This is a genomic window from Niallia taxi (genome assembly GCF_032818155.1).
In the GTDB taxonomy this organism is placed as follows: domain Bacteria; phylum Bacillota; class Bacilli; order Bacillales; family Cytobacillaceae; genus Niallia; species Niallia taxi_A.
In genome coordinates this window covers 1,684,357-1,704,764 of record NZ_CP102589.1, presented here as the reverse complement: position 1 = coordinate 1,704,764, position 20,408 = coordinate 1,684,357, and the positions used below count along the sequence as shown (strand labels likewise).

21 protein-coding genes and 1 other annotated feature (1 of these 22 running past the window's edge) are annotated in these 20,408 nt (G+C 38.8%); of the genes, 7 read left to right on the top strand and 14 right to left on the bottom strand.

The features are described from left to right. Positions 1-348 precede the first annotated feature (348 nt). The gene (locus NQZ71_RS08325) at positions 349-753 is read right to left on the bottom strand and encodes a DUF308 domain-containing protein (protein WP_144452626.1); all 405 of its coding nucleotides are present in this window, start codon (positions 751-753) and stop codon (positions 349-351) included. A 195-nt stretch (positions 754-948) separates the two neighbouring features. Here NQZ71_RS08325 and NQZ71_RS08320 point away from each other — a divergent pair, with 195 nt between their 5' ends. Beyond that, positions 949-1,521 (top strand): 5' nucleotidase, NT5C type, encoded by a 573-nt coding sequence (locus NQZ71_RS08320; protein ID WP_144452625.1) that lies wholly within the window; start codon positions 949-951, stop codon positions 1,519-1,521. Between the two features lie 37 nt (positions 1,522-1,558). Here NQZ71_RS08320 and NQZ71_RS08315 read toward each other — a convergent pair whose 3' ends face one another. Further along, positions 1,559-1,972, bottom strand: a complete 414-nt coding sequence (locus NQZ71_RS08315) for a zinc uptake transcriptional repressor Zur (RefSeq protein ID WP_127737436.1) — start codon at positions 1,970-1,972, stop codon at positions 1,559-1,561. Positions 1,973-2,166: 194 nt separating this feature from the next. On the opposite strand from NQZ71_RS08315, the gene NQZ71_RS08310 reads away from it, so the two are divergent. The 4 genes from NQZ71_RS08310 (at position 2,167) to NQZ71_RS08295 (ending at position 4,878) form a co-directional block, all read left to right on the top strand. Next, positions 2,167-2,424 (top strand): DUF2624 domain-containing protein, encoded by a 258-nt coding sequence (locus NQZ71_RS08310; protein ID WP_144452624.1) that lies wholly within the window; start codon positions 2,167-2,169, stop codon positions 2,422-2,424. 289 nt (positions 2,425-2,713) lie between these two features. Next, positions 2,714-3,580, top strand: coding sequence for a permease (locus NQZ71_RS08305; protein WP_317011660.1), 867 nt, complete (start codon positions 2,714-2,716; stop codon positions 3,578-3,580). Between the two features lie 12 nt (positions 3,581-3,592). Further along, a complete protein-coding gene (locus tag NQZ71_RS08300; RefSeq protein WP_144452622.1) occupies positions 3,593-4,444 on the top strand; it encodes a TIGR03943 family putative permease subunit in 852 nt (283 codons plus the stop codon). A gap of 107 nt (positions 4,445-4,551) precedes the next feature. Further along, the gene (locus tag NQZ71_RS08295) at positions 4,552-4,878 is read left to right on the top strand and encodes a hypothetical protein (protein WP_317011659.1); all 327 of its coding nucleotides are present in this window, start codon (positions 4,552-4,554) and stop codon (positions 4,876-4,878) included. A 59-nt stretch (positions 4,879-4,937) separates the two neighbouring features. Here the strand turns inward: NQZ71_RS08295 and NQZ71_RS08290 are convergent, their stop codons facing one another. Together NQZ71_RS08290 and NQZ71_RS08285 are read right to left on the bottom strand one after the other, a co-directional pair. Further along, positions 4,938-5,831: a deoxyribonuclease IV gene (locus NQZ71_RS08290; protein WP_144452620.1), complete on the bottom strand. Its 894-nt coding sequence runs from the start codon at positions 5,829-5,831 to the stop codon at positions 4,938-4,940. A 33-nt stretch (positions 5,832-5,864) separates the two neighbouring features. Beyond that, the gene (locus NQZ71_RS08285) at positions 5,865-7,175 is read right to left on the bottom strand and encodes a DEAD/DEAH box helicase (RefSeq protein WP_317011658.1); all 1,311 of its coding nucleotides are present in this window, start codon (positions 7,173-7,175) and stop codon (positions 5,865-5,867) included. 323 nt (positions 7,176-7,498) lie between these two features. Between NQZ71_RS08285 and NQZ71_RS08280 the strand changes: the two genes are divergently transcribed. Next, the gene (locus NQZ71_RS08280; protein WP_260053804.1) at positions 7,499-8,095 is read left to right on the top strand and encodes a YqfQ family protein; all 597 of its coding nucleotides are present in this window, start codon (positions 7,499-7,501) and stop codon (positions 8,093-8,095) included. A 175-nt stretch (positions 8,096-8,270) separates the two neighbouring features. Next, positions 8,271-9,212 (top strand): 4-hydroxy-3-methylbut-2-enyl diphosphate reductase, encoded by a 942-nt coding sequence (locus NQZ71_RS08275; RefSeq protein WP_144452618.1) that lies wholly within the window; start codon positions 8,271-8,273, stop codon positions 9,210-9,212. 42 nt (positions 9,213-9,254) lie between these two features. Here the strand turns inward: NQZ71_RS08275 and NQZ71_RS08270 are convergent, their stop codons facing one another. The 10 genes from NQZ71_RS08270 to glyQ form a co-directional block, all read right to left on the bottom strand. Then, a complete protein-coding gene (locus NQZ71_RS08270; RefSeq protein WP_317011657.1) occupies positions 9,255-10,370 on the bottom strand; it encodes a Nif3-like dinuclear metal center hexameric protein in 1,116 nt (371 codons plus the stop codon). After that, a complete protein-coding gene (locus NQZ71_RS08265; protein WP_317011655.1) occupies positions 10,357-11,076 on the bottom strand; it encodes a tRNA (adenine(22)-N(1))-methyltransferase in 720 nt (239 codons plus the stop codon). The genes NQZ71_RS08270 and NQZ71_RS08265 overlap by 14 nt, the downstream gene beginning before the upstream one ends. 151 nt (positions 11,077-11,227) lie before the next feature. After that, positions 11,228-11,770, bottom strand: a complete 543-nt coding sequence (locus NQZ71_RS08260; protein WP_317011654.1) for an LTA synthase family protein — start codon at positions 11,768-11,770, stop codon at positions 11,228-11,230. A gap of 115 nt (positions 11,771-11,885) precedes the next feature. Next, positions 11,886-13,010, bottom strand: coding sequence for an RNA polymerase sigma factor RpoD (gene rpoD, locus NQZ71_RS08255; RefSeq protein ID WP_127737424.1), 1,125 nt, complete (start codon positions 13,008-13,010; stop codon positions 11,886-11,888). A gap of 37 nt (positions 13,011-13,047) precedes the next feature. Then, positions 13,048-14,856 (bottom strand): DNA primase, encoded by a 1,809-nt coding sequence (gene dnaG, locus NQZ71_RS08250; protein WP_144452614.1) that lies wholly within the window; start codon positions 14,854-14,856, stop codon positions 13,048-13,050. 59 nt (positions 14,857-14,915) lie between these two features. Beyond that, entirely contained in the window at positions 14,916-15,308 is a 393-nt protein-coding gene (locus NQZ71_RS08245; RefSeq protein ID WP_260053801.1) for a DUF188 domain-containing protein, read from the bottom strand. A gap of 382 nt (positions 15,309-15,690) precedes the next feature. Then, positions 15,691-16,518: a pyruvate, water dikinase regulatory protein gene (locus NQZ71_RS08240; protein ID WP_127737422.1), complete on the bottom strand. Its 828-nt coding sequence runs from the start codon at positions 16,516-16,518 to the stop codon at positions 15,691-15,693. A gap of 21 nt (positions 16,519-16,539) precedes the next feature. Further along, a complete protein-coding gene (locus tag NQZ71_RS08235; RefSeq protein ID WP_144452613.1) occupies positions 16,540-17,154 on the bottom strand; it encodes a transcriptional regulator CcpN in 615 nt (204 codons plus the stop codon). A 101-nt stretch (positions 17,155-17,255) separates the two neighbouring features. Next, positions 17,256-19,322, bottom strand: a complete 2,067-nt coding sequence (gene glyS / locus NQZ71_RS08230; RefSeq protein ID WP_317011652.1) for a glycine--tRNA ligase subunit beta — start codon at positions 19,320-19,322, stop codon at positions 17,256-17,258. Between the two features lie 5 nt (positions 19,323-19,327). Next, on the bottom strand, positions 19,328-20,206 hold the full coding sequence (glyQ, locus tag NQZ71_RS08225; protein ID WP_317011651.1) for a glycine--tRNA ligase subunit alpha: 879 nt from the start codon (positions 20,204-20,206) through the stop codon (positions 19,328-19,330). A gap of 119 nt (positions 20,207-20,325) precedes the next feature. Further along, positions 20,326-20,408 (bottom strand) — a binding site (T-box leader) (it continues 96 nt past the right edge of the window).

Here is a 20,408-nt window from a genome sequence, read left to right as displayed (position 1 = left end):
AAATATTGTTTTTTTGCATGAGCTGTATGTGGGTGGCCGCCCATTTACAGCTTTTTATTTACCTTTTTGTTTCTGCTTTTTACATCCCTCCAGCTTTAACTCCATAAAAAAAACCTAAACTGCGCCCTGTAATAAGGATATAATATCCCCATTGATCAAGAACGTAGTTTAGGTTTTGCCTGCTTATCAGTAACAATCCTAAAGCGGTTTCATTAAGTTTTATAAGCTAAATTTAACACGCACTAAAATCATTGTCAACGCTTTCTATAAAAAATATTATTTTTTTTCATAAAAAAAACCGGCAGCTTCCTTTTAAAGCTGCCGGCATGTTACTGTTATAGGGTTTCCTTAGAAGAACGGTGCTATAAATATGCCAATGATGATGGACAATGCTCCAAGCGCAATCGCCCAAGAGCCAAGCGTAACTGCACCGCGTCTGCGTGCTACAAATCCTACAACAATCCCGACGATTCCTAATATGATAGGCATCACAAACAGGGAAATGATCGAGATAATCAGTGCTGTAATACCGATACCTCTCCCATTGCTTTCTGTATGCTCCCTACGATCTGTGGTGGCCATTCTGGCCTCTTCATTCGTCGTTTCCACTCTCTGACGGATCGGGACACTTGTGTTAAAAGGCATTGGATTGACAATCTCTGCAGATGTCTCTTCCATGTAATCAGTTGTACGTGAATCGTCTTGCTCTCTATCGATGCGATTCTTTTCTTCATTGCTATTGTAGTCTGCCATGATCATTCCCTCGCTTTCTATAATAGGAGCATTTATTATAATGGCCAAAACAGCAATGATTATAAGTGTAAAAGCTTGGCAGCAAATATGCTTTTTTTTGGGAAGTTATGACTTTCTCCTTGTCCGTATCTTTGTTAAGCTTAAGGGAAGGATTCTATAGAAACCTTCGTGAAAACAACATAAAAAGGAGTACATATGAATAAATTACGGTTTGGGATTGATATCGATGGCACTGTCACTAGTCCAGATACCTTCGTTCCCTATTTAAATGAAAGCTTTCAGTTAAATATTACGCTTGATGATATTAAGGAATACGATTTATACCCTCTTGTTTCAGTTTCACATGAGGAATTTGACAAATGGTTTATTGATAATGAGCCGCGAATTTATACTGCTTCCCCTCTTGCAGAAGGGGCTAATATTGTTTTAAGCAGCTGGGCAGGCAAGCATGAGCTGTATTTTATCAGTGCCAGAGGCAAGCATCTGCTTGATGTTACGAAGGAATGGTTTGTTAATAACGGTATTTCCTATGATCATATAGAATTAATTGGTACACATCATAAAATAGCTGCTGTTAAACAATACGAGGTCGATATCTTTTTTGAGGATAAGCATGATAATGCAGTAATGATACATAAGGAATGTGGCATTCCTGTCCTATTATTTGATACACCTTACAACAGAGACCCGATACCTGAAGGAGTCATCCGAGTGACAAGCTGGCAGGAAGCTTCTGATTGGGTTGAAAATTGGATAAAAACAAAATAAATACAAAAAAATCTACTGTTTTGTACAGTAGATTTTTTTATTGGACACACTCTGGACATCTTCCATAAATTTCAAATTTATGGCCAGACACGTCGTATCCTTTTAGATTGTCTGTCAGTTCTGCCATTGGGCATGTAATAATTTCTTTCGTTTTTCCGCATTCTAAACAAATAAAATGGTGATGATGGTGATGATGAGAGCAAGTAAAGCGAAAATGCTTTTCACCATTTAATTCTGTCATCTCAAAAATATTTAGATCAACAAAAAGGGATAGGTTGCGGTATATGGTGTCGAAGCTTAAGCCAGGATAATCATTTTTCAGAGCATCAAGTACATCTTTAGCTGTTATATATTTATTTTTTGCAGCAAACAGCTCTAACATATCTTCTCTTTTCCCTGTATGCTTATAGCCCTCTTCCTTCAGTATGTCCAACGCTTGTGCAACATTCAATTGTGACACCTCCCAATTTCTGGAATATATATAGTAATCGTTACGATTTAATTAATACTTTATCTAAACTAGTATACAAGAATGCCCTATAATTGTAAAGTTACCGCATCTCCAGATAAATCAATTTAATTTTTTTCAAATTTTCATGACACATTTTCGCCTAACACTCATATGTTAGAATGGGGAGTGATGACATGAAAATTTTTGAAAATATAATAAACCACAAAATCCATACGATTACACCTACAGAACTGCTGAAATACAGCAAACAGTTTAAAATACCTATTTCAGACTCAGAATCAGAAAAACTCGCACAACACTTGAACAGTAAAAAAGTCAATATCTTTAATCCAACAGAAAGAGCTCAACTAATTAGAGAGCTTGCTACCATTACAAGCCCAGCCACTGCAAAGGAAGTTAATAACTTGTTCAATCTGTTCGCAAAACAATAGTCTTAATCAAAAGCCTCTTTTTTCTACCCAGAGAAAAGAGGCTTTTGTCTTTTCAAAAAAAGATAATGTCTATACTCAAAAAAGAGGCACGACCTAGTCATGCTGCGTTAGTTAAATTCACCTATTTAACAAGAATCGGTAAAAAACCCACTATCCTCTCAAAAAGATAACCATTTTGCTTGTAATAATTTCTTGTAATTCTCATCTTTTTTTCATCTAGCTATGCTAAAGTTTGTCCTTGGACAAGAATTGCTTGTCTTATTTTTTGGAAGTTAAAAGGAGCAATAATATGAATATGGAATCATTACTGCAATTAAACACCATTTTTATAAGCATTGTTATAGAAGCTCTGCCATTTATTCTTATTGGTGTTATCTTCTCCGGTATTATTCAAGTTTTTATTTCAGAAGAAATGATTGCGAAGCTTATGCCAAAAAATACTATCTTGGCTATAATAGTCGCCTCGCTTTTAGGCGCTATCATTCCTGCTTGTGAATGTGGAATTATCCCCATAACAAGAAGGCTCATTCTTAAAGGTGTGTCCGTTCCTGCTGCGGTTGCTTTTATGGTCACTGGACCAATCATCAATCCAATCGTCCTCTTTTCGACCTACATTGCATTTGGAAACAGCTGGAGCATGGTGCTACACCGTGGTTTATTGGCTATACTGGCTTCCATTATCATTGGCATCTTCCTACAATTTATTGTGAAGGATTCGCCATTAAAATCAACAGACAGCCATGCTGCTCATTATCATTCCTTTTCAGAAAAAATTTCTGCCATGCTGAAACACTCCATTGATGAGTTTTTTTCTGTCGGAAAATATTTAGTAGCAGGATCTCTTATAGCAGCACTTGTACAAACAACCATTAAAACATCAACACTTGTTTCTATTGGGAATGGTACTGTCTCCTCTCATGTAGTGATGATGGGGCTTGCATATGTTTTAAGCCTTTGCTCCCAAGCAGATGCTTTTATTGCAGCAAGCTTTCGGGGCAGCTTCTCAACAAGCTCGATTCTCGCTTTCCTGCTCTTTGGACCGATGCTTGATATTAAAAACACAATGATGCTGTTAAGTACATTTAAAGTAAAATTTGTTGCTGTCCTATGTACAGCTATTACCGTTACTGTTTTAGTTTTGACATTAGTTTTTTAAGGAGGCATGTAAATGTTTCGGATTTTTGTATTAATCGGGTTCACATACCTTTTTTTCCATCTGCATGCTTCTGGTGATATTTCTAAATATATCAATATGAAGTACTCGTATATATCCGAATCTGCGATTTATATCTTTATTTTGTTTACGTTGATTTCCCTTTATTTTTATATAAAAGGAGATAAGCATGAACATGAGCACGGACATAAATGCGGCGTGGATTGCGGACATGATCATGCACATGAGGAAAATCGTTGGTGGAAAAGAGGGTTTGCTTTTCTTATTATGATTACGCCTGTTTTGACAGGACTGTTTTTACCTGTTGCCACACTTGATTCAAATATTGTAGAAAAAAAAGGGCTGTTTTTCCCAATTTATGACGAAGGGGACGAATACAGCCAGCACCAGTTTCTTCAACCTGACACAAGCAGCTATTACGGCAAGGAAGGCTATTCTGAGGTTATGGATAAGGGTCTAAAAAAATTAAATAAAGAAGACTCCATTACTTTAGAGGGAGATACCTTTTTGAATGACCTTGAAACAGTCTATAATTATCCAGGTGAGTTCATGGGGGAAGAAATGACATTGACAGGCTTCGCATATAAGGATAATGAACTGGCACCTAACCAAGCATTTCTGCTGCGTTTTGGAATCATTCATTGTATTGCCGATTCAGGGGTATATGGTATCATGCTTGATTTACCAGACGACTTAAAAACCAGCAATGACGATTGGCTGCAAATAACCGGTACAATCGATTCGATGTATTATCAACCATTCAAAAAGACAATACCTGTTTTGAAAGTAACAAAATGGGAAAAGGTTTCAGAGCCTAATGATCCATATGTGTATCGACAAAATTAACAAAAAGCAAAGACCACATTTGTAGTCTTTGCTTTCTTTATAAATGTCAGAAATATCAGTATTTTGTGTTACAATAAAATAAAAAGGACATACTTAGGGGGTATTTAATGAAATATGGTAAATTTCTAATTCTTACATTTGCAGTTATCCTTGTTGAATTTGGTATTTCTTTGCTTCTTGTACAAAAATATAATCTCCTATTACTCGATTCAATCTTTTATGTTGGCATAGTCTTTTCTTTACTGTTTATCTTCTTTTCAAGCACTGGAGGACTTTTCACTAACTATAGTGAAATGACAACAGCAACGAGCACTCTAGGGTTTAAAAACAGCTATAAATTAAAAAGGACATTAGGCAGCCTTTCCATCAATTGTTTCAACGTCGGCTCCTTTTTATTTTTTCTCATTGGACTTGCAGCAGCTTTTACCCTTTGATTCACACTGCTAGTTATAATAAGAAGGACCATTTCACCTTGTGGGAAATGGTCCTTTTTTTATCCTTTTAGAATTTCGTCTAATAAGTTTTCATTGAATGCTTTGCTTTTTAGCATTTCAATTTCATGCATGTATGGAGCTTTTTTGTTATTCTTATCTTCCCCGACAAAAGGTGTCTCAAGGATTTTCGGAATATCTACTAGCTGGGGATGATGGACGATTTTGCTCAATGCATCAAAACCGATATGACCAAAGCCAATGTTTTCATGACGGTCCTTTTTCATCCCTACAGCATTTTTACTGTCATTGATATGAAGCACTTTCAGCTTGTCCAAGCCGATAATGCGGTCGAACTCATCAAGAACTCCATCAAAGTCCTCGACAATATTATAACCAGCATCATGTGTATGGCATGTGTCAAAGCAGACAGACAGCTTGTCACTATGTGTGACACCATCCATAATCATAGCTAGTTCCTCAAAAGTCTTACCGCATTCTGATCCTTTTCCAGCCATTGTTTCAAGTGCAATTTGCAAATTCTCTTTGCCTGTCAGTACTTCATTTAGACCTTCAATAATCCTCTTAATACCGATTTCCTCACCAGCGCCAACATGGGCACCTGGGTGTAGGACGATTTGTTTGGCACCAAGTGCTTCTGTTCGTTCAATTTCCGATCTTAAGAAATTAACACCAAGCTCGAATGTTGCAGGGTTTGTTGTATTGGCAACATTGATAATATACGGGGCATGTACGACGATATCTGCAATGCCGTTCTCCTGCATATGACGAAGCCCTGCTTCAATATTCAAGTCCTCTATTTTCTTGCGTCTGGTATTTTGGGGAGCACCTGTATAGATCATGAAGGTGTTAGCTCCGTAAGACAATGCCTCTTCACTCGCTGCAAGAAGCATTTTTTTGCCGCTCATGGAAACATGTGAACCTATTTTCACCATAAATTCTCTCTCCCTTCCCATTTAGTTAATTAATTATTTGTTTCGGCTTTTCAGACGTCTTTCACGCTTCTTGATGCTTTCCACTTGACGCTGCATTTTTTTCTTGTAGCCTGGTTTTACTTTATTTGGCTTTTTCACAAGTGATTTTGCTTTCGCATCAATTTCATCTGCTGAGCGTTGACGTTTTTTACGGCGGTTTCTATCTTCAATTTCGACCCACTCACCGTTTTTCAAATCGATGTTTTTAAATTCAATGCCAAGCTTTTCAAGCTGATTCAGCTTATCCTCATCCGCTTGTTCGTAAATCGTCAATGCGATACCTGAAGAACCAGCTCTTGCCGTTCTTCCAACACGGTGAACATAAAAATCTAAATCAGATGGCAGCTCATAGTTGATGACATGGCTGATTCCTTTAATGTCAATTCCTCTTGCAGCTAAATCAGTTGCAATAATATATTGATATTCTAGATCTAAGATTTGCTTCATGACTTTTTTACGTTCGCGAGGTGTTAAGCCTCCATGAAGTCTAGCAACCTTAAGCCCTTTTCGAGAAAGGCCTGATGCTACCTCGTCACACATTTGCTTCGTATTCGTGAACACGATTGCCAAAAATGGGTTAAAAGTAGTTAACGCCTCATATACTGTCGCAACCTTGTCTCTATGCCTTGAAGGAAGAAGTACATGTTCAATTTTTGCTGCAGTTAGCTGTTTTGGCTCGACATGAACATATTTAGGATTTTCCAAATATTTTTTCAAGAATGGCTTTAGCTTTTCCGGAATTGTTGCGGAGAAAACAAAGATGCTCAAATTCTTCGGCATTCTTGCAGCAATTTGGTCCACGTCTTCTATGAAGCCCATATCAAGCATTAAGTCTGCTTCATCGACGATTAGCATTGATGCTGTATGAACAAACAAGGCTTGCTCTTTCACAAGATCATTGATTCTACCCGGTGTTCCTACAACAATATGGGGCTGGCTTTTCAGCTTTTCAATCGCGCGCTGTTTATCCGTTCCTCCGATGAACAAACGGGAAGTAATAGCCTCTGGCGCGTGTTTTGTGATTTTAAGAATTTCCTGATGAATCTGTGTTGCAAGCTCCCTTGTTGGTGCAGTGATAACAGCTTGCACAGTACTTTCCTGTGAAACAATTTTTTGGACAATTGGCAGTACGTAGGAATGGGTTTTACCTGTTCCTGTTTGAGATTGTCCAATCGCACTTTCGCCTTTTAAAATTAATGGAATTACCTTTTGCTGTATTTCAGTTGGTTCATAAAAGCCAAGCTCATCGACTGCGTTCAGGATGAACGGCTGTAATTCGTATTTATTAAATTTTGTTTTACTCATTTTTAAAACTCCTTTATGTTCAGGCAAGATAAAAATTGCCGTGGCTTCACTAGTCCATCATATTATTATAATAAAAATCTCATAAAAACACCACTAAATCTAAGGAATAATCCCGAAAGCTGCCGAAATAACTAGAAAACTCCCTTTCATTCCCCTGCTTATCATCATTCTTTTTATTTTTCCTTATTTGCTATTTTTTATATCGGACAAATAAATCAAATTTCTTTTTTTCTCTCCTCCGCTAAATCCTAAACAAGTGACAACTATATTGCATACACTAGTAGCGAGTGATTGTCAGGTAAATATAGAAAGGAGGCAGCAGCATGCCACCAAGATCGCGTATGCCGCAGCCAAGAGGCATGGGGGGAAGAATGATGCCGCAAGGCCCTGCTCCATATCCCTATCAAAGACAGATGATGGGAAGAGGCGGTGGAGCACCTGCCAGAAATGGGGGCGGAGGCATACTTTCCAAATTGCTTGGAGGGGGAAAAGGCGGAGACACAAATAGTGCGCAAAGAGGTTTAGGTGCCACATTCGGCGCAGGGACAAGAAATGCCGCAGCTGCAAGCGGAGGCGGAATCTTAAAAACATTGACAAATCCTGCTTCCATCAACGGTTTTCTTGCAAATTCACAAAAGTTTCTTTCTACAGCAAGCCAGGTTGGCCCGATGATAAGCCAGTATGGACCAATGGTGAGAAATATCCCGGCAATGTGGAAGCTCTACAAAGGCTTGAGTTCCTCTAGCAGTGATACAACGGAGGATGAAGAAAAGACTATCAAAAGGACCGAAAACACAAAAACAGCTGGAGAAACAGCTGTAACAAGCAATGGCGGTGCCGTACCAACTGAAATCCCTGAGGCAACACCTGAAAGCGGTCCGCAAGAAGGCGGAGTATCTGTTCCGAGAATGTATATTTAATCCTTTACAGACCCATGCCTTGGGTCTTTTTATTTTTTGTACTTTCTTCCAATCTCAATATTTTTGTCTTATTTTAATAAGTTTTATATAATAGAATATGATAAGATATCTTTTGAGTCCTTATAACTTATTCGTAATATTTTCGGATAAAGAGGTTTCTAGTGGGAGGATTACAATGAAAGTAATAAAAATTGCACCGCGCGGCTATTGCTATGGAGTAGTTGATGCCATGGTTATCGCACGTAATGCGGCTTTAGATAAAACATTACCACGTCCAATTTACATCCTTGGAATGATTGTTCACAATAAACATGTAACAGATGCCTTTGAAGAGGATGGTATTATTACATTAGACGGGAAAAACCGCAAGGACATCATTGAAAAGGTTGAAACGGGGACCGTCATTTTCACTGCACATGGTGTATCACCAGAAATTAGAGAAATCGCCAAACAAAAAGGCCTTGTCACACTTGATGCAACTTGCCCTGATGTGACTAAAACACATGATTTAATTCGCGAAAAAGAAAAAGAAGGCTACTATATCATCTACATTGGAAAAAAAGGACATCCAGAACCAGAAGGTGCTGTCGGTGTTGCTCCACACGCGGTGAGCCTTGTTGAAACAGTACAGGATATCGAAAACCTTACGATAACAAACGAAAAAATCCTTGTAACAAACCAGACGACAATGAGCCAATGGGACGTCGCAGACCTAATGGACAGCATTAATTCGAAGTTCCCTCATGCAGAGTTCCATAAGGAAATCTGCCTTGCAACTCAAGTAAGGCAAGAAGCAGTTGCACAGCAGGCAGGCGAGGCAGATGTTCTTATTGTTGTTGGAGATCCAATGAGCAATAACTCCAACCGCCTTGCACAAGTGTCTGAAGAAATTGCCAGCACTCCAGCCTATCGTATTGCAGATGTTTCCGAGCTGAAATTGGAATGGCTTGAAAATGCCCAGTCTGTTGCTGTTACTGCAGGTGCTTCAACACCAACGCCAATCACAAAAGAAGTGATTGCCTTTTTAGAGCAATATGAACCAGAAGATGAAGAAACATGGACTAGAGAAAAGAAGGTTCCACTAAACAAAATTCTTCCAAAAGTGAAGAAAAAATAACAAAAAGCGATGAAGAACCGTTGTTCTTCATCGCTTTTTATTTTATACAAACTGAAATGGGTCTGTATGAAGGCTAGATGGGAAAATATTAACCTTATAACCTCTTTCTTCACACATCGCTACGAGCTTGTATGCGACTCCCTTTTTCATAACCTTCTCGACATTATGTCCAGGGTCAACAATATTCAAGCCTAGTTCATTGGCATCTATAGCAACATGGTAATACATATCACCTGTTACATATACATCCGCCCCTTTTCTAATTGCATGAGAAAAGTATTTATTGCCATCTCCGCCTAAAACAGCGACCTTCTTAATCTTCGTCTTCACGTCTCCCACTACTCTAACAGCAGGGACATCAAGCCTCTTTTTGACATGTTCAGCAAACTCAGCCAAAGTCATCTCATCTATTTTGCCGATTCTGCCAAGACCAAGCTGCTCGCCCTTTTGTGCGACATCATAAATATCAAATGCAGGCTCTTCATATGGATGTGCCTTCTTAAGTTCCTTTAGTACGGTTTTTTCCAAGCTTTGAGGATAAATAGTCTCAACCCTCATTTCATCGACTACCTCAAGCTTGCCTGGCTCGCCAATGAATGGATTTGAATCCTCTCCTGGTTTAAATTCCCCTTTACCTAATGCTGTAAAGCTGCAATGGCTGTATTTCCCGATCGCTCCAGCTCCTGCATTGCCGATTGCTTCCTTAACGGCTTCTGCGTGGTCCACAGGAACATATGCTACTAGTTTTTTTAACTTATCTTCATATGTAGGCACCAAAACCTCGCAATCTCTTAAGCCCAATGCATCACTCAACAGGTCATTTACACCACCCTTGGCCACATCTAAATTTGTATGTGCAGCATATACAGCAATATCATGCTTGATTAGCTTTTGCATAAGTCTTCCTGCAGGATTATCAGCCGTTATCTTTGTTAGGGGGCGAAAAATCGGTGGATGGTGAGCAATAATCAAATCCGTTTTTAAAGATATCGCTTCATCAACTACTTTTTCAGTAACATCTAAAGCAATCATTACATTGTGAACAGGTTTGCTCAAATCGCCCACTTGAAGGCCTATTTTATCCCCTTCCATTGCATAAGCCTTTGGTGAAAATTGCTCAAACAGCGATATAATTTCAAACCCATTAATTGCTTTCATTTCCGAGTACCTCCTGTACGAGTGCAATTTTCCATGATAGCTCCTGTCGTTTAGCAGCAGTCTCCTCTGTTTCATTAGCAGTTTCTAAGCGGCCAATGATTCTTTCCCAGTTTGCTTTTTCAATGCTCCACTTCTTTTGGAAGGCTTGATTTTTTTCTTTGCTTAAATATGGACCAAGCAGAAGCTCTGCATCAATATGAGAAGAATAAGGTTTTTTCCCTTCTCCTTTTTCAGCGACAAGCACTTCATATATCTTATCGTCCTCTTCGATAATCTCTTCTGTCACTAAGGACCAGTCATTCTCCACAAGCCAAATCCTGATTGAATAGGCGCTAACGTTCGGCTGAAGAACAAGTCGTTTAACTGAACGCAGCTTGTCCTTTCCATCATCCAAAATTGCCGCTATTAAAGAGCCTCCCATTCCGGCGATTGTGATGCAGTCTACTTCTCCATCGTTTATGACTTCCAATCCGTTTCCTTTCCTAACTGAAATAACATCTGAAAGGCCTTCATTTACGACCTGCTTCTGAGCAGATAGAAACGGTCCATCAACTACTTCTCCTGCAATTGCAAAAGAAGCTTTCTGTTTTTTCAGCATATAGCATGGCAAATAAGCATGGTCTGAACCGATATCTGCGAATTTTGCTCCTGCCGGTATGTATTTTGCCACTGTTTCAAGACGATTAGATAATCTGTCTGTATTCATCCCTAACACCACATTTCATTGCTTTTTCTTGTACAAAGTTGTTCTATTACCTATTTGTAACATAATTAATTATAGAATTCCATAAGAACCACAATTTACCTTTTTCATAATTCTTGCATTGGTACTCATGTCCTTTAAGCCCCGTTTCGTATTAGCGAAAAGACATAAAAACGAGGAGCACTATCATCAAAAAACCGATATAGGAGGATATCGAAAAATAAATGAGCTTAAATTTTCGCCCTACCCAAAACCAAATGATACAATTTATCGCTAAAATAATATATAAGAATATTATTTGTTCAGGAAAATATTCAAGTACAGCTTTGACACTGAACAGCAGGACAATAAAAGCCGCTACTGTTACGGGAATATCGTTTCCAAGACCCTTCACCTGATAATAGTAAATGCCTGCCACTGAAATTATCAGAAAAATTAGTGAAATAGCCATTTGCAAAATGAAAGACAATTCAGTAAAATATAAGAAACCTACTGTAATCGGAATAAACAATAAAAAGATTGCACTGGAAATATAATGTTTTTGTTTTTCTTTTTGCTTTGGCAGCTCTTCCTCTTCTATTCTGTTGCCTTCAGTATAAAGGGTGAGCAAATAATCGCAGTAATGTTCCGGAAGCATTTTATTTTGTTTCCAATAAAGTATTTCTTGGATAATCACTGTTTTTCTATTATCCTCCATGAGCAGCACATCCATCCTTAATGTTAATACGGTTAAAAAAAAAAGAAACAGTCACTTCTATTGTAAGAAGTAAACTATTTCTTGGCAATCATTACTTGAATTTAAACTAGCTCGCTTATTCTAAGAAATCTTTCAGTCTTTTGCTGCGGCTAGGATGTCTAAGCTTTCTAAGTGCTTTAGCTTCAATTTGGCGAATACGTTCACGCGTAACCCCAAATACTTTTCCGACTTCTTCAAGTGTTCTCGTACGTCCATCATCCAAACCAAAACGAAGTCTTAAGACATTTTCTTCACGGTCTGTTAATGTATCAAGAACATCTTCAAGCTGTTCTTTAAGAAGCTCATATGCTGCATGCTCTGATGGAGATGTTGCATCTTGGTCTTCAATGAAATCACCTAAATGAGAATCATCTTCTTCCCCGATCGGTGTTTCCAAGGAAACAGGCTCTTGTGCAATCTTTAAGATTTCTCTTACTTTATCTGGTGTAAGATCCATATCCTCTCCAATTTCTTCCGGAGTCGGTTCGCGGCCTAAGTCCTGAAGCAACTGACGCTGAACACGAATCAGTTTGTTAATTGTTTCGACCATATGGACTGGAATACGAATTGTGCGGGCTTGGTCCGCAATTGCTCTTGTAATTGCCTGACGAATCCACCATGTCGCATACGTACTGAATTTGAATCCTTTTTCGTAGTCGAATTTTTCAACTGCTTTGATTAGGCCCATATTTCCTTCCTGAATCAAATCAAGGAACATCATTCCACGGCCGACATAACGCTTCGCGATACTTACTACAAGTCTTAAGTTTGCTTCTGCAAGGCGTCGTTTTGCTTCTTCATCGCCTTCCATGATGCGCTTTGCCAATACAATTTCTTCTTTTGCGGAAAGTAGGTCTACACGACCAATTTCCTTCAAGTACATACGTACAGGGTCATTTATTTTAACGCCAGGAGGCACACTTAAATCATTAAGATCGAACTCTTCCTCGCCTTTTGCAAGCTCTTGAACATTCGGTGGCTCATCCTCGCCATCTCCAACAAGCTCTATTCCTTGATCACCTAATACTTCATAGAACTCATCCATTTGATGGGAGTCTAATTCAAAACTGGCTAATTTTTCTGCAATATCATCATATGCAAGCACCCCAGTTTTCTTTCCAACTTCTGTTAATTGTTCCTTTACCTGATCAAGGGTCAATTCCGTTTCAACCTCTTTTGAACGGGCTGACTTTTCAGCCATATGTCCCCCTCCTTCCAAAAAATCAAGACAATCAAATTTATTTTAATGATTTTACTAACAACATGACTTCCATTCCTATTTCTGCTGCCTTTAGAAAATCATTTTGTCGCTCTGCTTCTTTTTGCAATGCTTTCTTTTCATTAATTTCCAGCATTTTTTCGTAATTCAACAGCTGTTTCAAATAATCGGTAAGCTCTTGATCGCTGACCTCCTCATTTACTTCCATCATGTCAATGTCTGCCACAATCCGCTGCAGTTCACCGTCACGGATGAAATTAAGGAAGGCGCTTGAATCTGAACTTTGTCCTGTTTCATAAAAAGCCAGCAAATAAGTGAAAATCGCTTGATGTTCATCAATATTGAATGTCCTGTCTTGCAAAGCTTCCCGGACCTTCAATACAATATCCTCACTTTTAAGCATATGGGCAATCAGCCTTCGTTCGGCAGTATGGTATGCCGGCAATAAGTGGTTGGATCTTTTTCTTACACTATATTGCTTAACTGGCGCATTAATGCTTTTATTTGGCTTATTTATTGTTTGCCTGCCGGCAAGCTCTTCCTCCTGCATTTTTAATGCATCGAGAGAGATGGAAAATTCCGATGACAGCTGCCTTAAATAAAGGTCTTTTTCGACTGCATTCCCAAGCTTAGCTATTTCTCCCAATACTTGTTCTATATAGCTAAGCTTATCTCCTTCATTTTGCAGATTTTTTCCTCTGCGATGATATATGAGCTTAAAGCTCATAAACGGAACGCTCGCCTGCATGATTTCATGCTGCAGTTTTTCTTCCCCATATTTGTTAAGGTAATCATCCGGATCCAGACCATCTGGAAGCATGGCAACCTTAACTGTACAATTGGCACCAGCCAGCATTTTTCCTGCACGGTAGGCTGCTTCGATTCCTGCTGAGTCTGAATCATAGCAAATGGTTATCGTTCGGGAATTTCGCTTTAAAATAGCAATATGCTCATCCGTTAGGGATGTTCCCATCGTCCCGACACTATTTTCCACACCTGCACGGTTAGCAGCAATCACATCAGCAAATCCCTCAAACAGGACAGAATGCTGTGTTTTTCTTATGCTTGGCCTCGCCATATGAAAATTATATAGGGTGCTGCTTTTATTGAAAATTGGTGTCTCCGGACTGTTTAAATATTTGGGAGTTGAGTCCCCTAGTGTACGTCCGGAAAATGCAATTGGATTGCCATTTCGATCATAAATAGGAAACATTATCCGATCGCGGAAGCGGTCAAAATATTTATCCCCTTTTTCACTTTTGATAATTAAACCGGCTTTTTCCATTAATGAAGTGTCATATTTCTTTAAATACTTCACCGCAAAATCCCACTGATTCGGTGCATAGCCAATTTGAAACTTCTCAATGACCTCTTTTGTAAAGCCCCTGTCAAGCAAATACTGTAAAGCATGCTCAGCATCCGTTGTATTTACAAGAATATGATGGTAAAATTTAGTTAACTGATCGTGAGCATCCATCATTTGCTGCAAGTCTTTAGAAATGGCAGGCTTATTGCTTGATTCCTGCAATTCTACACCGAGATCAACATTCGCTCTTTCTGCCAGATGGAAAGCTGCTTCCTGGAAGGAATAGCCTTGTAAGTCCATTAGAAAGGTAAATACATTTCCTCCTGCGTGACAGCCAAAGCAATGAAATATCTGCTTTTCAGGTGAAACGGAAAATGAGGGGGTTTTTTCGCCATGAAATGGACACAATCCCAAATAATTGCGTCCTTGCTTTGTTAATGCAACATGCTCCCCAATGACATCAACTATGTCAATTGCCTGTTTGACCTCGTTTACTTTCTCATCAGGAATGCGCTCAACCATTTTCAACACATCTCCCTACTACTAACATTCCTATACATAAGACATTCGACACAATCAGCTTATTCTCCTGCAACTTTCGACAAAACGATTCCGAAACTTTTTTTGAATTTCTGCCGATCCTTTTCTTCAAATGGCTTAGGTCCTTTTCCGTATATGCCTCTTCTTCTTGCTTTAGCAGAAAGATAGCGCATATCCAGAGCTGTCCCAATATCTTTTTCCTCAAGGATATTTCCTCTTGGAGTAAGAACATAAACTCTTTTGGGCAGCAGTGTTGCTGCCAATCCAATATCCTGTGTTACTACTACATCATTTGCCTTTACGGCATTCATAATAAACATATCTACTGCTTCCTTGCTACTGTCAACATACTTCCAGTTTGTTCCGTCTTCATGCCGTTTCATGTGAGCATAGGAAGCGATAAAAATTACCTCAATAGATCTGCTTGTAGCCATTTCGACAATTTCTTCTTTCACAGGACAAGAATCAGCGTCAACATATATGATGCATTTATCCAATGTACTACTAATTCTACATCACTCCATATATTCCTTCTTTCATGAATACTTTTTCATGGAAAGAGTCGTTGTCGAAAATTATTTTTTTCTTCCTCTTGACTTCTCACATTAAATAGTTTATTCGTTATGAGCCAAGTCTAAACCTATTTACAATACTTTTTTATCACAATTTTCTATTATAGTACATTAATTAGCTTAATACCATAAGTTTTCCGAAAAAAACAACAGTATTTTTTGAGAAAAGGTTAGGTTTTCGCATTAAAAAGATAATCCAGCTTTTATTAACTGCAAAGCACGATTCTTCTGCGGTTTTTTTATTTTAGAAATGATTGTTCTTAGCGCGGTAATATAAATTAAAAATAATATTAGCAGTCTCTTCAACAGCTTTATTTGTCACATCGATAACAGGGCATTTTATTTTGTCCACAATATTTTCGAAATAAGCCATTTCCTGCTCAATACGTTCAATTTGAGCATAGCTTGCACTATCACTTAAACCTAAGGAAATTAATCTTTCCTTACGAATGTTATTCAGCTTTTTAGGGCTGATTTTTAAGCCAAAGCATTTATGTGCTGGAACCTCAAATAATTCCTTCGGAGGATCTACTTCAGGGACAATCGGCACATTGGCAACCTTCACCCGCTTATGGGCAAGAAATTGTGATAGAGGTGTTTTAGAAGTTCTGGAAACACCAAGCAAAATAATGTCTGCCTTTTCCAAGCCTCTTGGGTCTCTTCCATCATCATATTTGACAGCAAACTCAATTGCTTCCACTTTCTTGAAATAGTCTTCATCCAGCTTTCTGACTAGACCTGGTTCAAAAAGCGGAGTTTTGCCCCATAGCATTTGAAACTGGTCGATGATTGGACCAATGATATCTGCAGCATAAACTCCTTCTTCAACAGCAAGCTCCTGCATGTATTTCCGCATTTCCGGCTTTACGAGTGTATATGCAATCATTCCGTGCTCTTGTTTAGCTTGACGAATCACATCACGGATATTTGACTTATCTTCCACAAAAGGAAACCTTTTTATGGATACATTCACATTATGACCGGAAAACTGACTTATTGCGGCTTTTGTTACGAGTTCGGCTGTCTCTCCGACAGAATCGGATACTACATATATGATTTGCCTTTCAGTCATGAAAACTTCCTCCTCTTCTATCTATTCATTGGATAAGTTCACAAGTGCTTTCGTTATATTTGTCTTTGTCACTCGTCCGATTACTTTAAGACCATCTTGTTCCTCTTTTACAACAGGCAGAGAATCTATTTCTCTCTCTATCAGCTTTTTACCGACATCAACTAACTTGTCGTCCAAGTAACAATACGTGATGTTCGGCATTCTTGTCATGATAATGGTAACAGGCAATGACGACAATTCCTGCTTGCCAATACTTGCCCTTAGCATGTCTTTTCTTGAAACAACACCTGCAAGAGCATTATTAGCATCAACGATAAAAATTGTTCCGACATCTTCTGTAAACATCGTAACAATTGCATCGTATACAGATGTTGTATCACTTGCTACAACAGGACAGGAATAATAATCCTTCACATACAAGTTACCAATTCTTTCTGATTGCTCTGACGTTTTGCCAGTATAAAAATAGCCGACACGAGGCCTTGCATCGAGAAATCCAGCCATTGTCAAGATGGCAAGATCAGGACGTAATGTCGCTCTAGTTAAATGTAAGTTTTCAGCAATATGCTCTCCCGTTATTGGACCATTCGCTTTTACGATTTCCACGATTTGCTGTTGGCGTTTATTCAGTTTGATCGTTCATTCACCACCTTCGCAAAGTAAAGCGTCTTTCTGACGGCTCATATGGGAAGACATTTAAAAATAAAGTAGGTGGAGAAATCTCCACCACACTTTTTTTATTTCACCATTATTTCAGAAACATTAGCAAAGCCTTTTATTATGTCTGCCAGCTCTGTCATTTGATTTAATCTATTTTCTTTCAAGGACGGGTTATCTGACATTACCATTGTGTTGTCGAAATACGAGGCAATGGATGATTCAAGAGATAGCAGCAAAGTGAAGTATACGTCTTCCTCTGTATCCTTTGTCAGTTTCTCTTTCACTGATTGCACTGCTTGGAACAAGCTGCCTTCCTCGTCATTCTCAAACAAGGATGAATTAACAGAGCCTTTAACTTCTGCCTTTTTGGCAATATTAATGACACGTGCCAATGCTTCAATACCATTTTTGAAGTTAGCATCATCTTTATGGCTATCAAGCACCTTAGCCTTTTTAAGCAGGCTTGCAGGACTGCCAAGTGTATCGCCAAGAACTGCATCAATTAAATCGTAACGAATACCTTCTGCTTGAAGAATATGCTTAATACGGGCCTTAAAGAAATCGATAATATTTTTATGCAGTTCTTCTTCAGAAGTTTTTGCAAAGCCTTTTACATTATGCATAGCAAGTGATACAAGCTCTTCCAAAGATAAATCCCACTCTTTATCCATCAATGTCTGTACAACACCAGTAGCCTGTCTGCGCAGCGCATAAGGGTCTTGTGAACCAGTTGGAATCAAGCCGATAGCAAAGAAAGAAACGATTGTATCCAATTTTTCTGCAAGAGCAAGTGCTGCACCTCCATTGCTTGCGGCAGTGTTATCGTCTGCGTGTCTCGGCATATAGTGTTCGTTAATTGCCTTAGCAACAGCAGGCGCTTCCCCTTTTTGCAAAGCATATTTTTCACCCATAAGCCCTTGTAGCTCTGGAAACTCATAAACCATGTTTGTAACAAGGTCAAATTTCGAAATTTGGGCAGCACGATCTGCATTTTTCTTTTCATCTGCTGAGAAGTTAAGCGTATCAGCAATGTTATTTGTTAACCCTTGTACTCTGGCAACTTTTTCTGAAAGTGTGCCTATTTCTTCATGATATACGATGGATTTTAACTTCGCCAAAAGCTTGTCAATATCCTGCTTTTGATCTTCTTTATAGAAGAACGCAGCATCTGCAAGACGAGCTCTTAATACTTTTTCATTCCCTTTTGCAACCTTTTCTAAATGGTTATGGTCACCATTGCGCACTGTAATAAAGTAAGGAAGCAATGTATTATCCTTTGATTTAACAGGGAAATAGCGCTGATGCTCCTTCATGCTTGTAATCAGCACTTCGGTTGGAAGCTCTAAAAAGGATTCTTCAAACTTACCGAAGAGAGCTGTCGGATATTCAACTAGATTATTAACTTCTTCCAGCAAATCTGCATCAATTGGGATAATCCAATCGTTTTCTTCGCCAATCTTTTTAATTTGCGAGAGAATAGCTTCTTTACGGTCTTCAGGGTTTGCAATGACAAACTGACTTAGCAATGCTTCTTTATAATTGCTAGGCTGAGCAAAGCTGATTTCTTCTCCAAGGAAACGGTGACCAAGCGATTTACGGTCTGTTTCCACACCTGTAATCGAAAACGGAACGACTGTATCTCCAAATAATGCGGCAATCCATTTAATTGGACGAATATAACGAAGGTCATTATTTGCCCAACGCATATTTTTTGGGAACGTCAAGCTTAAAATGATGTCTTTTAATGCAGGCAGCAAATCAATTGTTGCTTGGCCTTTAATGAATTTTTTAACATGTGCATATTCCACACCATTGATTTCCTTGAAATAAATATCTTCAACCGTCGCACCTTGACCTCTAGTAAAGCCTGCAGCTGCCTTAGACCATTCCCCTTTTTCATCAAGAGCAATCTTTTTAGCAGGGCCTTTTGCTTCTTCCTCAATATCCTTTTGCGCTTCATCCGCTTGAGAAACGAGAATCGCAAGGCGTCTTGGTGTAGAGAATGCTTCAATTGCATCAAATTGCAATTGCTTTTCATTCAGCCATGCTTCCACCTTTTCTTTTAAGCTGTTCATGCTGCTTGTGACAAAACGGGCAGGCATTTCTTCTAAGCCGATCTCTAGCAATAAATCTTTTTTACTCATGCTAATCAAACCTCCTTGCCTTTTAAAATAGGGAATCCTAATTTCTCACGCTCTTCATAAAATGTTTTAGCAACTTTACGTGCAAGCGTCCGGCATCTTCCAATATAGCCTGTGCGCTCTGTAACAGAAATGGCACCTCTTGCGTCAAGAAGGTTGAAGACGTGAGAGCATTTTAATACATAGTCATATGCCGGATGCACAAGTCCTTCATCCATTTGGCGATGCGCTTCTTTTTCGTATACGCTAAACAAGTGGAAAAGCATATCCACATCTGACGTTTCAAATGTATATTTACTGTGTTCAAATTCTGGCTGATAGAAGATGTCTCTGATTGTAAAGCCGTCTGTCCACTCTAAATCAAATACATTTTCTTTATCTTGAATATAAGAAGCAAGTCTTTCAATACCATATGTGATTTCAACTGAAACAGGCTTACATTCTAAACCGCCAACCTGTTGGAAGTATGTGAATTGAGTGATTTCCATCCCGTCAAGCCAAACTTCCCAGCCTAAACCAGCACATCCTAATGATGGATTTTCCCAGTTATCCTCAACAAAACGGATATCATGCTCAAGCGGGTTAATACCAAGTGCTTTAAGAGAGTCCAAATACAATTCTTGAATATTATCTGGTGATGGCTTCATGATAACTTGGAATTGGTGATGCTGATACAAACGGTTAGGATTCTCCCCGTAACGTCCATCAACAGGTCTTCTGGATGGCTCAACATAAGCCACATTCCAAGGCTCAGGGCCGATTGCTCTTAAGAAGGTATAAGGGCTCATTGTTCCAGCCCCTTTTTCTACGTCATATGCCTGCATTAAAATACAACCATAATCTGACCAATGCTTTTGCAGTGTTAAAATCATGTTTTGAATATTCATGTCAGCTCTAGCCTCCAAATAGTTTTTTTCTCAATAGATAGAAGCGAAAGGATTTATGTATAACATTTATTTTGCTGTTTTTACACAGCAAAAACTCCCGCCCCTATGCCAATGATTGACATAGGGACGAGAGTTAACCCGCGGTTCCACCCTATTTGCTGCAAACATATTGCAGCCACTTTCATGTGAGTGTTGCTCCACG

What these genes read in the sequence shown, in the direction of transcription:
- NQZ71_RS08300 (WP_144452622.1), top strand. Translation starts at nt 3,593, where the DNA reads ATGTTTCGGATTTTTGTATTAATCGGGTTCACATACCTTTTTTTCCAT.
- NQZ71_RS08325 (WP_144452626.1), bottom strand. Translation starts at nt 753, where the DNA reads ATGGCAGACTACAATAGCAATGAAGAAAAGAATCGCATCGATAGAGAG.
- NQZ71_RS08290 (WP_144452620.1), bottom strand. Translation starts at nt 5,831, where the DNA reads ATGGTGAAAATAGGTTCACATGTTTCCATGAGCGGCAAAAAAATGCTT.
- rpoD (WP_127737424.1), bottom strand. Translation starts at nt 13,010, where the DNA reads ATGGCTGAAAAGTCAGCCCGTTCAAAAGAGGTTGAAACGGAATTGACC.
- NQZ71_RS08240 (WP_127737422.1), bottom strand. Translation starts at nt 16,518, where the DNA reads ATGACTGAAAGGCAAATCATATATGTAGTATCCGATTCTGTCGGAGAG.
- NQZ71_RS08310 (WP_144452624.1), top strand. Translation starts at nt 2,167, where the DNA reads ATGAAAATTTTTGAAAATATAATAAACCACAAAATCCATACGATTACA.
- NQZ71_RS08275 (WP_144452618.1), top strand. Translation starts at nt 8,271, where the DNA reads ATGAAAGTAATAAAAATTGCACCGCGCGGCTATTGCTATGGAGTAGTT.
- NQZ71_RS08245 (WP_260053801.1), bottom strand. Translation starts at nt 15,308, where the DNA reads ATGGCTACAAGCAGATCTATTGAGGTAATTTTTATCGCTTCCTATGCT.
- glyS (WP_317011652.1), bottom strand. Translation starts at nt 19,322, where the DNA reads ATGAGTAAAAAAGATTTATTGCTAGAGATCGGCTTAGAAGAAATGCCT.
- glyQ (WP_317011651.1), bottom strand. Translation starts at nt 20,206, where the DNA reads ATGAATATTCAAAACATGATTTTAACACTGCAAAAGCATTGGTCAGAT.
- NQZ71_RS08260 (WP_317011654.1), bottom strand. Translation starts at nt 11,770, where the DNA reads ATGGAGGATAATAGAAAAACAGTGATTATCCAAGAAATACTTTATTGG.
- NQZ71_RS08280 (WP_260053804.1), top strand. Translation starts at nt 7,499, where the DNA reads ATGCCACCAAGATCGCGTATGCCGCAGCCAAGAGGCATGGGGGGAAGA.
- NQZ71_RS08265 (WP_317011655.1), bottom strand. Translation starts at nt 11,076, where the DNA reads ATGAATACAGACAGATTATCTAATCGTCTTGAAACAGTGGCAAAATAC.
- NQZ71_RS08320 (WP_144452625.1), top strand. Translation starts at nt 949, where the DNA reads ATGAATAAATTACGGTTTGGGATTGATATCGATGGCACTGTCACTAGT.
- NQZ71_RS08305 (WP_317011660.1), top strand. Translation starts at nt 2,714, where the DNA reads ATGAATATGGAATCATTACTGCAATTAAACACCATTTTTATAAGCATT.
- NQZ71_RS08295 (WP_317011659.1), top strand. Translation starts at nt 4,552, where the DNA reads ATGAAATATGGTAAATTTCTAATTCTTACATTTGCAGTTATCCTTGTT.
- dnaG (WP_144452614.1), bottom strand. Translation starts at nt 14,856, where the DNA reads ATGGTTGAGCGCATTCCTGATGAGAAAGTAAACGAGGTCAAACAGGCA.
- NQZ71_RS08270 (WP_317011657.1), bottom strand. Translation starts at nt 10,370, where the DNA reads ATGAAAGCAATTAATGGGTTTGAAATTATATCGCTGTTTGAGCAATTT.
- NQZ71_RS08285 (WP_317011658.1), bottom strand. Translation starts at nt 7,175, where the DNA reads ATGAGTAAAACAAAATTTAATAAATACGAATTACAGCCGTTCATCCTG.